This is a genomic window from Streptomyces sp. RKAG293 (assembly GCF_023701745.1).
In the GTDB taxonomy this organism is placed as follows: domain Bacteria; phylum Actinomycetota; class Actinomycetes; order Streptomycetales; family Streptomycetaceae; genus Actinacidiphila.
Genome location: NZ_JAJOZB010000001.1, coordinates 1742501 through 1755203, shown reverse-complemented (window position 1 = coordinate 1755203; position 12703 = coordinate 1742501). Strand labels below are relative to the sequence as shown.

Annotated in this window: 9 protein-coding genes (1 of these 9 only partly in view); 4 read left to right on the top strand and 5 right to left on the bottom strand. The window is 73.2% G+C overall.

The genetic code is table 11. From position 1 onward, the window contains the following. Positions 1-85: 85 nt before the first annotated feature. Positions 86-700 (top strand): NUDIX domain-containing protein, encoded by a 615-nt coding sequence (locus LNW72_RS07640; protein WP_250974701.1) that lies wholly within the window; start codon positions 86-88, stop codon positions 698-700. 34 nt (positions 701-734) lie between these two features. Here the strand turns inward: LNW72_RS07640 and LNW72_RS07635 are convergent, their stop codons facing one another. Then, positions 735-3092, bottom strand: a complete 2358-nt coding sequence (locus LNW72_RS07635) for a glycoside hydrolase family 31 protein (RefSeq protein WP_250974700.1) — start codon at positions 3090-3092, stop codon at positions 735-737. Between the two features lie 238 nt (positions 3093-3330). Here LNW72_RS07635 and LNW72_RS07630 point away from each other — a divergent pair, with 238 nt between their 5' ends. Next, positions 3331-5340 (top strand): acetoacetate--CoA ligase, encoded by a 2010-nt coding sequence (locus tag LNW72_RS07630; RefSeq protein WP_250974699.1) that lies wholly within the window; start codon positions 3331-3333, stop codon positions 5338-5340. 56 nt (positions 5341-5396) lie between these two features. On the opposite strand, the gene LNW72_RS07625 is transcribed toward LNW72_RS07630, so the two are convergent. Then, positions 5397-6965 (bottom strand): cellulose binding domain-containing protein, encoded by a 1569-nt coding sequence (locus LNW72_RS07625; RefSeq protein ID WP_250974698.1) that lies wholly within the window; start codon positions 6963-6965, stop codon positions 5397-5399. A 98-nt stretch (positions 6966-7063) separates the two neighbouring features. Then, positions 7064-8392 (bottom strand): aminotransferase class I/II-fold pyridoxal phosphate-dependent enzyme, encoded by a 1329-nt coding sequence (locus tag LNW72_RS07620; protein ID WP_250974697.1) that lies wholly within the window; start codon positions 8390-8392, stop codon positions 7064-7066. Between the two features lie 115 nt (positions 8393-8507). On the opposite strand from LNW72_RS07620, the gene LNW72_RS07615 reads away from it, so the two are divergent. Further along, entirely contained in the window at positions 8508-9758 is a 1251-nt protein-coding gene (locus LNW72_RS07615; protein WP_250974696.1) for an MFS transporter, read from the top strand. 162 nt (positions 9759-9920) lie between these two features. Then, positions 9921-10781, top strand: coding sequence for a hypothetical protein (locus tag LNW72_RS07610; RefSeq protein WP_250974695.1), 861 nt, complete (start codon positions 9921-9923; stop codon positions 10779-10781). Between the two features lie 83 nt (positions 10782-10864). Here LNW72_RS07610 and ptsP read toward each other — a convergent pair whose 3' ends face one another. Both ptsP and LNW72_RS07600 read right to left on the bottom strand, forming a co-directional pair. Then, entirely contained in the window at positions 10865-12535 is a 1671-nt protein-coding gene (ptsP, locus tag LNW72_RS07605) for a phosphoenolpyruvate--protein phosphotransferase (RefSeq protein WP_164298974.1), read from the bottom strand. A gap of 99 nt (positions 12536-12634) precedes the next feature. Continuing rightward, positions 12635-12703, bottom strand: partial view of a PTS glucose transporter subunit IIA gene (locus LNW72_RS07600; RefSeq protein WP_250974694.1) — the 3' end only. The gene runs 381 nt beyond the window's last position; 69 of the gene's 450 nt are visible here — the last part of the coding sequence; its start codon lies off the right edge, out of view; its stop codon occupies positions 12635-12637.

Genomic DNA, 12703 nt, shown 5'->3' with positions numbered 1-12703 from the left:
GGATGTGTGGGACGGATGTCAGGCGTGGTCGATGACGCGGAACAGTGTCGCGGATCGGTGACGCGGGCGGGTGCCACCGGAGTTGATGCTCCTGGGACGGGTGATCGGATACAGTCCCGGCGTGCCCGATCGTGAGAAGGACTCCCACTGCTCCTCCTGCGGAACGGCGTTCGGCCCCGCCGCCGGATGGCCGCGGACCTGCGCCGCCTGCGGCGCCACCGCCTACCGCAACCCGCTGCCGGTCGCGATCGCGCTGCTCCCGGTCCGCGACGACACGGGCACCGGGCTCGCCGTCATCCGCCGCACCATCGAGCCCGGCCGCGGACTGCTCGCCCTCCCCGGCGGCTTCATCGACCACGGTGAGACCTGGGAGCAGGCCGTGGTGCGGGAGCTCGTCGAGGAGACCGGGATCGTGGCCGCGGCCGACCCCGTGCTCGCCGACACCCTCACCGACGCGGAGGGCGGGTTCCTGCTCGTCTTCGGGCTGCTGCCGCTCCGGGACGCGGCCGACCTGCCGGCCTCGGTTGCCACCGACGAGACCGAGGGCTGGGAAGTGCTGTACGAGCCCGCCGAGTTGGCGTTCCCGCTGCACACCCTGGCGGTCCGCCGCTGGTTCGACGGCGGGTACGGCGCACACGGCGAACACGGTGACCACGGCGACCACGGCGACGACAGGACAGCCCGGCCCGGAGCCCGCTGAGACCGTCGTACCGACGGCCGTCACCCATCACCCGTCACTCCGGCAGTCCGCGCACCCGCACCCGGTGGCCCACCTCGTCCTCCCCGTCGCGCTCCACCACCACCTGACCGTCGGCCAGCCGGGTCGTGAAGCGCTCCACCAGCGGTGCGGCCCAGCCGTCGCCCTCGTCGGTGAAGACGATCCCGCCGCCGGTGCGCCCCGCCACCGGGGCCCACACCTCCAGTTCCACGGCGCCGTCGTCGCCCGTCACTGGCAGGACCGCGCCGGCCCGCGCCAGCACCGGGATCCGGCCGAGCGGCGCGTCCAGCAGGATCTGACCGGGCCCCTCGTACGCGGTGCCGGTCGCGGTGTCGTACCAGCGGCCCCGCGGCAGCCGGATCGCGCGGGTGACCGAGCCGCGCTCCAGGACCGGGGCCACCAACAGGGCGTCGCCCAGCAGGAAGGCGTCCCCGCAGCCACGCAGCTTGCGGTCCTCCGGATCGTTCCACCACAGCGGACGGACATACGGTGCGCCGGTACGCCGCGCCACGTGGGCGAGCGTGTCGAAGTACGGCAGCAGCCGCCGCCGTTCCCGCAGCGCGCCCGCCGCGTGCTCCTCGACCCGCGGCCCGAACTCCCACGGTTCCCGCCGCCCCGCCGTGATCGCCGAATGGGTGCGGAAGAACGGCAGGAAGGCACCGAGCTGGAACCAGCGCAGATACAGCTCGGGGGACGGTGATCCGGTGAACCCGCCCACGTCGGGCCCGGAGTACGGCACCCCGCACAGCCCCAGCCCGATCACCAGCGAGAGCGAGGCCCGCAGCCCGGACCAGCCGGTGGTCACATCGCCCGACCACGTCCCGCCGTACCGCTGCATGCCCGCCCAGCCGGAGCGCGAGAACAGGAACGGCCGGGTGTCGGGCTCCAGTTCCCGCAGCGCCTCGTAGCCGGCCCGGGCCATCGTCAGCGCGTAGACGTTGTGGGCCTCGCGGTGGTCGCCGCCGCGCCCCTCCAGGGCGTGCCGGGCGGACCGCGGCAGGGTCGGCTCGCCGAACGCGGCGAACGACACCGGCTCGTTCATGTCGTGCCACACCCCGGCGAAGCCCTGCGCCAGCCGCTCCGCGTACAGCGTTCCCCACCACTTGCGGGCCCGCGCGTCGGTGAAGTCGGGGAAGACCGCTTCGCCCGGCCACACCACGCCGCGCACCTCCTGGCCCCGGGCGTCCCGTACGAAGGCCCCGGCGGCCGTCCCGCTGTCGTACACCGGGTTGCCCGGCTCCGCCTTCACCGCCGGGTCGACGATCGACACCGTCCGCACCCCGTCGCGCCGCAGCTCCGCGGCGAGCCCGGGGAGATCGGGGAAACGCTCCCGGTCCACGGTGAAGACCCGGTGCCCGTCGTAGTGGTCGATGTCCAGGTGCAGCGCCGACAGCGGCAGCCCGCGCTCGCGGAAGCCCGCCGCGACCCTGCGGACCTCCTGCTCGTCGCCGAAGCCCCAGCGCGAGTGCTGGTAGCCCAGCGCCCAGCGCGGCGGCAGCGCGGGCCGGCCGGTCAGGGCGGTCCAGCCCGCCAGGATCCGGGCCGGCGAGCCGGTCAGCACCCAGTAGCGCAGCGGCCCGCCGTCGACCCGCAGCTCGCAGCCGCCCGGCCGGTCGTGCCCGGAGCCGGCGCCCTCCTCCCCGTCGCGCAGCGTCACATGGCCGTCCCACGTGTTGTCGTGGAAGACCAGATGACAGCTGGCGTCCGCGACCACCATCTGCACCGGCATGGTGATGTACAGCGGGTCGTCGCCGGGGCCGAAGGAACCGCCCGGGTCGGTGTTCCACAGCCGGTACGAGCCCTCCCGCAACCGCGGTCCCGACGACCGGCCGCCCAGGCCGAACACACACGCGTCCGCGGCGGTCTCCGAGCGCTGCACCCAGCGGGTGCGGTCACCCGGCTCCCGGCCCGCCGGATCCCACCAGCGGGGCGGCAGATCGCGGCGCAGCAGGACGCCGCCCGGGGTACGGAACTCCACCGCACCATGGCGCGAGACCAGCACCGTCACCCGCTCCGACACGACCCGCCAGCCGTCCCCGTTGCGGTCGCTCTCCAGCTCCACCCGGGTGTCCACCGCGGGGCACTCCCCGGCCAGTGCGTACGAAGGCTCCGGCTCCGCCCCGTCCCAGCCGCAGAACACCGCGCCGCCCACCGCGACCCGCACCCGCAGCGACGAACGGGTGAACCGCACCACCCCGCCGCCCGGCAGCGGCTCCACCCCCTGCGCGGGACCCGGCACCCGGGCCCGTTCCGTTCCCCGCCGCGGCAGGTCCCGCCCGTCGGTGCGCTGCCTGCGCCACGCGGACCGCAGGGTCCGCAGGCCGTTCGCGGACCCGACCATCCGTACCGACCGCACCAGGTCCCGAGAATCCATGGCGCCCACCCTTCCACTGCTCCCGGCCGCCGTACCGCGCGTTCAGCCAGCGTTCACCTGTAGGTGAACCACATCGCGGCATTCCCCGTTGTGGGGGTCCCGCCCTGGCGCCGAAGACGATCACATGGCATCGTCCTGCCCAGCCCTGCCGTAGGACATTCCGCCCGCGCAGGGTCCAGCCGCACACAGAGCGACGTGTCGCCGTACCCGTCTCGTCGTACCGTCCGGGAGCCGCCCCATGAGCACCACGACCGAGCCCGCCCACGCCCCGGAGCCCTTGTGGACCCCCGGCCCCGAGCGGGTCGCCGGCGCGCGGATCACCCACTTCCAGGCCTGGGCCGCCGAGCACCACGGCGCCCCGGCCGGCGATCCCGCGGACCCGCTCGCGAGCTACCGGGCGCTGCACGCCTGGTCGGTACGGGAGCCGGCGGTCTTCTGGGGTGCCGTCGCGGAGTGGTTCCAGGTGCGGTTCTCCACCCCCTACGAGGCCGTGCTCGCCGACGCGTCCATGCCGGGCGCCCAGTGGTTCACCGGCTCCACCCTCAACTACGCCGAGCACGCGCTGCGTCCGGCCCTGGACCCGGAGCGCGCCGGCACGCCCGCGCTGGTCCATCTGGACGAACGGCCGGAAATCGCCGAGACCAGCTGGGCCGAGCTGAGCCGGCAGGTCGCCTCCGTCGCGGGCCGGCTGCGCGACCTGGGGGTCGCCCCCGGCGACCGCGTCAGCGGCTATCTGCCCAACATCCCGCAGGCCGTCGTCGCCCTGCTCGCCACCGCCGCCGTGGGCGGCGTGTGGACCTCCTGCGCCCCGGACTTCGGTGCCCGCAGCGTCCTGGACCGCTTCCAGCAGGTCGAGCCCGTCGTCCTGTTCGCCGTCGACGGCTACCGCTACGGCGGCAAGGAGCACGACCGGACGGACAGCGTCGCCGAGCTGCGGGCCGAACTGCCCTCGCTGCGCGCCGTCATCCACATCCCGCTGCTCGGCACCCCGGCACCGGACGGCGCACTGGAGTGGGACGCCGTCGTCTCGGAAGACACCGCTCCCGCGTACGAGCAGGTGCCCTTCGACCATCCGCTGTGGGTGCTGTACTCCTCGGGCACCACCGGTCTGCCCAAGGCCATCGTCCAGTCCCAGGGCGGCATCCTGCTGGAGCACCTCAAGCAGACCGGCCTGCACATGGACCTCGGTCCCGGCGACCGCTTCTTCTGGTACACCTCCACCGGCTGGATGATGTGGAACTTCCTGGTGTCGGGCCTGCTGGCCGGCGCCACCGTCGTGCTCTACGACGGCAGCCCCGGCTACCCCGACACCGGCGCGCAGTGGCGGATCGCCGAGCGGACCGGTGCCACCGTCTTCGGCACCTCCGCCGCCTACGTCATGGCCTGCCGCAAGGCCGGGGTCCGGCCGGGCCACGACTTCGACCTCTCGGCGGTCAAGTGCGTCGCCTCGACCGGTTCACCGCTGCCGCCCGACGGATTCCGCTGGATCCACGAGGAGGTCAAGGAGGACGTCTGGATCGCGTCCGTCAGCGGCGGCACCGATGTGTGCAGCTGCTTCGCGGGCGGCGTTCCCACCCTCCCCGTCCACATCGGGGAACTGCAGGCCGCGGGTCTCGGCACCGATCTGCAGGCGTGGGACGTGTCCGGCCGGCCGGTCGTCGACGAGGTCGGTGAGCTGGTCGTCACCAACCCCATGCCGTCGATGCCGGTGCGGTTCTGGAACGACCCCGGGGACGCCCGCTACCGCGAGAGCTACTTCGAGATGTTCCCGGGGGTGTGGCGGCACGGCGACTGGATCACCATCACCTCGCGCGGCACCGTGATCATCCACGGCCGTTCCGACTCCACCCTCAACCGCCAGGGTGTCCGGATGGGCTCCGCCGACATCTACGAGGCCGTCGAACGCCTCCCGGAGATCCGCGAGTCGCTCGTCATCGGCGTCGAGCTGCCGGACGGCGGCTACTGGATGCCGCTCTTCGTCCACCTCGCGCAGGGCGCCGCGCTCGACGACGCGCTGCGCGGCCGCATCAAGGACGTGATCCGCGCCGAGCTCTCCCCGCGCCATGTCCCGGACGAGGTCATCGCCGTCCCCGCGGTGCCCCACACCCTCACTGGCAAGCGCCTGGAGGTCCCCGTCAAGCGCCTGATGCAGGGCGCGGCGCTGGACAGGACGGTCAACCCCGGCTCCGTCGACGACATCGAGGTGCTGCGCTTCTACGAGCGGCTGGCACAGGACCGCCGGGCCTGAGGCCTGACGGCGAGTGCCGTGCTGACGCGGCCGACCGCGTCAGCACGGCGCCGCCCTCACCCGGTGTACTGGGCGAAGATCTTCGAGAACTCGTAGGGCGACTGCGGGACGTTGGTGCACAGGTACAACGCCCCGTTGCAGGCGTTGCGGTCGCGGGTCTCCTCCCAGAAGCCGAGCATCCCCAGGTGCTTGCCCTGGGCGAACGACACGAGCTGCCGGGAGTCGGCCTGGTCGAAGAGGTGCCCGTCGTCGTTCTGGCCGAGCATCGGGGTGACGCCGGTCATCGCCCACAGCTGGGCGTCGGTCCTGTCGGGGTACAGGGTCTTGAGCTGCGCCTGGGTGCTCTGCGCCGCCTGGACGGCCGCATCACCGTAGTCCGTGGCGCGGTAGTAGTCCATGGCCATGACGTTGACGGCGTCGAGGGTGACGCCCGCGTCGCGCGCAGACTTCACGATGGTGATCCCGTCGGCCGTCAGACCCTCGGGCAGCACCGGCAGGGTGAGCGAGATCCGCAGCCCGGGGTGCGCCTGCTGGAGCCGGGCCAGCGCCTGCGAACGGCGGTTGATGGAGGCGGGGTCGGCGGTCGCCGCCCCTTCGATGTCGAAGTCGGCGTAGGTCAGGCCGTACGCGGTGACGACGGCGTCGTACTCGGCGTACAGCGAGTCGACGGTGGAGCAGGCCTGGGCGAGCTCCGATCCGGAGGCGCCGCCGAAGGAGATCTTCACGTCGCCGCCGCCCGCCCGGATGGCGTCGACCTGGTCCTTGGCCCAGCCGGCGCGCGGGTCATAGGCGTTGAACCACATGGCCTTGCAGCTGGAGGCGGTGATGAAGGCCATGGTGAAGCTCTTCAATCCGCTCGCGGTGGCCATGGCGGGCATGCTCGGCGTCGGCCAGGCACCCATGTCGACATACGGGGCGGTGTGCACAGCGCCGGGGCCCGGGCCGGGGCCGCCGCCGGTGGTCGTGGTGCCGCTGACGGCCGCGCTGTAGGCGGAGGTGTTGCCCGCGGCGTCCTTGGCCCGGACCCGGAAGCTGTAGCCGGTGGTGGGCTGCAGCCCGGTGGCGGTGTACGAGGTGCCGGTCACGGCCGCGGGTGCGGCGCCGTCCCGGGAGACCTCGTAGCCGGCGACCGAACCGGAGTCGTCGGTGGAGGCCGTCCACCGCACGGTGAGCGAGGAGCCGGTGGCCGAGCCGACGGTGACGCCGCCGGGCACCGAGGGGGCGGTGGTGTCGGGCGGACCCGCCTCGCAGGAGCCGCCGTTCAGCAGGCAGTTGGCCGGAGTGCCCGATCCGGCGGCGACCCAGCCGAAGACCGCCGACGCGCCGGGGGCCAGGGTGCCGTTGTAGTCCCGGTTGGTGAACGTGTAGTGCGAGGCGTTCTTGGTGAGCAGCGCGTCCCAGTAGCTGCCGACACTGCTTCCCGACGGCAGGTCGAACTCGACCTTCCAGCTGGTCAGGGTGGTGGTGCCGCCGTTGGTGATCCGGTACTGGGCCTGGTAGCCCGAGCCCCAGTCGGAGGTCTTGCCGAACACCGCCGAGGCGCCGCCCGCCGCGGCGGCGGGCGGCGTGAGGAAGAGGACGAGCGTCCCGAACAGTGCCAGGACGAGCGTGAGGGATCTTCGCATACTGGACTCCCATAGGTCTGTACCAATGCCGCCCAGTACGTGAATACTTGACCACCAGGTGCACGTCAAGGTTCACGACCGGAGTCACTGATGACCCGTCAACCTCCGTAGGTGCTCTCCGACTCACCCAGCACCGCCGCGAAGTCGCCCGCCAGCCGGGCCGCGTCCGCCACCGGCAGGGCTGCCGTGGTGATCCGCACCCCGGGCGCCGACGCGGTACGGAACCGGGCGCCGCCCGCGACCCACCACCCGTGCGACCGCAGCCCGTTGACCACCGCCGACTCGTCCCTGACCGGCACCCAGACGTTCAGCCCGCTGCGCCCGTGCGCGGTGATCCCGCGCCGCCCCAGTTCGCCGATCAGCGCCTCCCGGCGGGCGGTGTACGCGGTCTCGGCCCGCGCCACCAGCGCCGCCGTCGCCGGATCCGTCAGCAGCCGCAGCACCGTCTCCTGCAGCACATGGCTCACCCAGCCCGAGGTGAGCAGCAGCAGCCCGTCGTGCCGGGCGAGCGACGTCTCGTCGCAGGCGAGCGCGGCCCACCGCAGGTCGCTGCCCAGATGCTTGGACACGGTGCGGACCTGCGCCCAGCGGGGGAGACCGCCGGTGGTGAGGGAGTGCAGCGGGACCCCGGAGGTGTCCGCCGTGTAGTCGTCCTCGATGACCAGGACCTCGGGGGCGGCGGTCAGCACCGCCAGCAGCTCCGCCCGGCGCCGCTCGGAGAAGCACGCGCCCAGCGGGCTCTGCGAGCGCGGCATGCACACCACCGCCCTGGCCCCCGCGCGCAGCGCGGCCCGCAGCGCCTCCGGCCGCATCCCCTCCTCGTCCACCGCCACCGGAACGATGCGCAGCCCCAGCGCCGGGGCGAGGTCCAGCAGCCGGTGGAAGCCCGGGTCCTCCATCGCCACGGCGTCGCCCGGCCGCAGTTCGGCCGAGAGCAGCCGGCCGACGCAGTCCAGCGCGCCATGGGCGAACGTCACGTGCCCGGCCGGTACGCCGTCGCGCTCGAACCAGCGGCGGGCCACCGCCTCCAGTTCCGGCATCCGGGGCGAGGTCCGGTGCGACCCGGGCCCCGGCGTCACCCGGGACGGCGGCACCAGATCGGGCAGGAACGCCGGATCGGGGTGGCCGCCGGCCAGGCTCCGTACGCCGTCCGGGGTCTTCGGCGGGCGGCGCGAGCCACTGGTCCCGACGGCGGGGGCCTCGGCGACCACCGTCCCGCCGCGCCCCCGGGTCAGCACGATGCCGCGCTGCCGCAACTCCTTGTAGGCCGTGGCCACGGTGCCAGGACTGACCCCGAGATCCTCGGCGAGCCTGCGCACCGGCGGCATGGCGCTGCCGGGCGGCAGCGAGCCGTCCGCCACCGCCCGCTCGACGGACGCGGCAATGCCCTTGGCGGTCGTACCACTGATCGCATATTGTGTTGCCACATTCGCAAGTATGTATTGATACAAAGACGGCGTCAAGGGGGAACGGGTGCGGAAGCGACCGGGGACGGGGACAGGGATGGCGGCACGGATTCCGGGAGGGCCAGACGGCCGCCGGATGCTCTGGATCAACTTCGTGGACAAGACCGGGTCCGGTCTCTGGCTGAGTGTCACGGCGCTGTACTTCCTGGTCGTCGCGGACCTCAGCGCGAGCCGGATCGGTCTGCTGATGGGCCTGGCCGGCGCCGTCGGCATCGCCGGTTCACCCGTCGCCGGCCGGCTCGCCGACCGCTTCCCCCTCACCCGGCTGCTGCTCGCCGTCCAACTCCTGCGCGCCGCCTCCGGCCTGCTGATGCTCGCCGCCCACGGCTTCTGGCAACTGCTGCCCCTGGTGGCGCTCGGCAGCTTCGGCGAACGCTCCGCCTCCGTGCTCACCAAGCTCTACGCCGCCCGCGTCGCCGGCCCCGACCGGTCCCGCTACCAGGCGGTCCAGCGCACCGTCGTCAACGTCGGCTACACCCTCGGCGGCCTCGGCGCCTCGGTCGGCCTCGCCTTCGGCAGCGCCACCGTCTACCGCGGCCTCCTGCTCGCCGACGGACTGTCCTTCTGCGTCGTCGCCGTACTCGTCGCCCGCTGCGCCGAACCACCGTCCGCCACCCGGACGGTGGCCTCGTCCGCCACGAAGCGCCCGGCCGCGGCCGCCGTCCCCCCGGCATCGCCCGCCGGCCCGTGGCGCGACCGCGGTTACCTCGGCTACGCCGCCACCGACGCCCTGCTCTTCCTCGACGGCTCGGTACTGCGCGTCGGCATGCCGCTGTGGATCATCAGCGCCACCACCGCCCCGCACGGGCTCGCCGCCCTGCTCTTCGTCATCAACACCGTCGTCGTGGTGCTCTTCCAGGTCCGGCTCTCCCGCCACGGCCGCACCCCGCGCCTCGCCGCCAGGACCCTGCGCCACGTCGCCGCCTGCTACTTCCTCGGCGGAGCCGCCGTGGCCGCCTCCGTCGTCGACGACCGCTGGGCCGCCACCACCGCGATGCTCGTCGCCGCGGTCGCCTTCACCTTCGTGGAGATGTACCAGGCCACCGTCTCGTGGGAACTGTCCGTGGCCCTCGCCCCGGACGACGCGCAGGGCGCGTACGTCGGGGTGCACGGACTGGCCCAGTCCGCCGAACGCGCCGCGGGACCGCTGATCATGACGACCGCGGTCATCGCGGCGGGGCCGCTCGGCTGGCTCGGCCTCGGCACGGCCCTCGCCGGCACCGCGTTCCTGCAGAAGCGCATGGTGCTGCGGCGCCTCGACTCCACACGGCCGGTGACCAACCCGTCCGGATTGTCAGTGTCTCCGATTACGGTGAGTGACAACTGATCGTCGCGCCGAGGGGGAGCCATGGCACACACCGGGAACGGGAAGAAGAACAGGAACACCGGCCGGACGAGCGGCCGTTCACGGGACCGCTCGGGCGGCCGCCCGCCGGAACGCTCAAGGGACCGTGCACAGGACCGCTCACGGGGCGTTGTTCCGCGTCGGGTGAGCCAGCGGCGCGCCCTGCGCCGTGAAGCTCCCGTCATCGTCGCGCTGCTCGCCGGCGAAAGGGACTTCGCCACGATGCGCCGCTACCGCGGCTTCCCGTGCGAGGACCATCCCCAGTACCTGCGGCAGACGGACGGCCTGCTGCGCGCGCTGCTCTCCCAGGGGCTGTTCGTCACCGTCACCCTCTTCGACCCCGGGGAGTACGCGGAGTACTGCGCCGACACCGGCCAGGACCCGGACGCCCCCGCCACCCGCGCCCGCTACACCGCCGACATCACCGCGGGCGGTCCCGGCATCCCGTACCGCGGGCAGCCGGTGCCTCAACTCCTCGCCCAGCTGGGCCACGAGGCCGACCGGCAGATGGCCTGGGACCGCGCCACCGAGGTCCTCACCGCCGCGGAAGGCCGCACCGACGGGGGCCGTGAACGCGCGAGCACCGCCTTCGAACTAGCCTCCCGGGCACTGACAGGACTCATCGAAACCGCCGGCACCGGCATCCATCACGTCGTCTGCAGCGTGCCGCTCGACGGCACCCCGCTGCTCGCCGTCCTCACCACGGAGCGCGCCGAGTCGGGCCGGATCCACTTCGCGGAGGCCGACGCCCTGGTGTTCTGCACGGTCCTCGCCGCGGCCGCCGTCAGCGACACCCCCGGCGGCATCGTCGTCCGGTCCACCGGCGCCGACGGACGGGATGAGGTACGCGGCTGGTCCCTGCGCGACGGCTGGCCGCAACCGCTCACCGAGGCGGAAGTCTTCAACGCCTACTGCACCGACGCCGAAACCGGCGAACCGGTACCCCCGGAACCCGGCGTCACGTACCGGCCCGGCCTGCCGCTGCGGCAGGCGCCACGCGACTGACGCGTGCCCCGACGAGCGAGGGGCGTTCCGCCGGAAACCGGCGGAACGCCCCTCGGACCTGCATCGGCCACACACGCCGGCGATCACTCGCCGGACAGCACCGCCTGCGCCGCGCGGCGCGCCTCGTCAGCGGTGTCGGTCGCCCGGGCGGCGGCCGCCGCCCGCTCGCACTGCGCCAGCGTGTACTTCGCGAGCGTGGCGCGCACATAAGGAATGGACGCCGCACCCATGGACAGACTCGTCACACCCAGACCCGTGAGCACACAGGCCAGCAGCGGGTCGGCCGCCGCTTCGCCACAGACACCACAGCTCTTGCCCTCGGCCTTGGCCGCGTCGGCCGACGCCGCCACCAGGTCGAGTAGCGCGGGCTGCCAGGGGTCCTGCAGCCGGGAGACCGCGCCGACCTGCCGGTCGGCCGCGAAGGTGTACTGCGCCAGGTCGTTGGTGCCCAGCGACAGGAACTCGACCTCCTGGAGGATCGACCGCGCCCGAAGCGCCGCCGAGGGAATCTCGACCATCGCGCCGAACTTCGCCCGCAGACCGGCCTCGCGGCACGCGTCGGCGAACGCCTTGGCGTCGATACGGTCGGCCACCATCGGCGCCATGACCTCGAGATACACCGGCAGGCCCTCAACGGCCTTGGCCAGCGCCCGCAGCTGCGTCTGCAGCACATCGGGGTGCTCCAGCAGCGACCGCAGACCCCGCACACCCAGCGCCGGGTTCGGCTCGTCGGCGGGGGTGAGGAAGTCCAGCGGCTTGTCGGCGCCCGCGTCGAGCACGCGCACGACCACCCGGCCCTCGGGGAACGCTTCGAGGACCTTGCGGTACGCCTCGATCTGCTTCTCCTCCGACGGCGCCTTCGCGGAGTCGTCGAGGAAGAGGAACTCGGTGCGGAACAGGCCCACACCCTCGGCGCCCGCCTCCAGCGCCGCGGGGACATCGCCGGGACCGCCCACGTTGGCGAGCAGCGGCACCTTGTGACCGTCGGAGGTGGCGCCGGGACCGGAGGTCGCCGACAGCGAGGCCTTGCGAGCGGCGGCGGCCTCTTCCAGCTCCGCGCGCTTCTCGGCGCTCGGATTGACGAAGAGCTCGCCGGTGCTGCCGTCCACCGCGATGACGGTGCCTTCGGCGATCTCACCCGCGCCGGGCATCGCCACCACGGCCGGCACACCCAGGGCACGCGCCAGGATCGCGCTGTGACTGGTCGGGCCACCCTCCTCGGTGACGAAGCCGAGGACCAGGGTCGGGTCGAGCAGCGCGGTGTCCGCGGGTGCCAGGTCCCGGGCGATCAGTACATACGGCTCGTCGCTGTCCGGCACACCCGGCATCGGAACACCGAGCAGCCGGGCCACGATGCGGTTGCGGACGTCGTCCAGGTCGGCCACCCGGCCGGCCAGGTACTCGCCCGCGTTGGCCAGCAGCGCACGGTAGGAGGCGAAAGCGTCGTAGACGGCGCGCTCGGCGGAACTGCCCACCGCGATCCGGCGCTCGACGTCGGCCATCAGCTCGGGGTCCTGGGCCATCATGGCCTGGGCCTCCAGCACGTGCTGGGCCTCACCGCCGGCCAGGTTCCCACGCGCGATCAGGTCGGCTGCCACGGCCTCGACGGCCTGCCGGGCACGGCCCTGCTCACGCGGAGCCTCCTCCGCCGGGATCTGCTTGGCCGGGGGCTCCAGAACAGCGGTACCCATGTGCCGTACCTCGCCGATCGCCACACCGTGGCTGACACCGACGCCTCGCAGCGTTGTCTCCATCTCACCTGTCTCCGGTCACTGCGACGATCGATGCCGTCGCTCAGATTCTTCCGACGTCCTCGTTGACGCCCCCTGGGGGTACAGCGGTAATGCGGGGGACTACTGCCAGACGAAGAGCGGGGCGCCGGCCTTGACGTCGCCCTCGGCGGCCACATCGCTGAGCGCCTC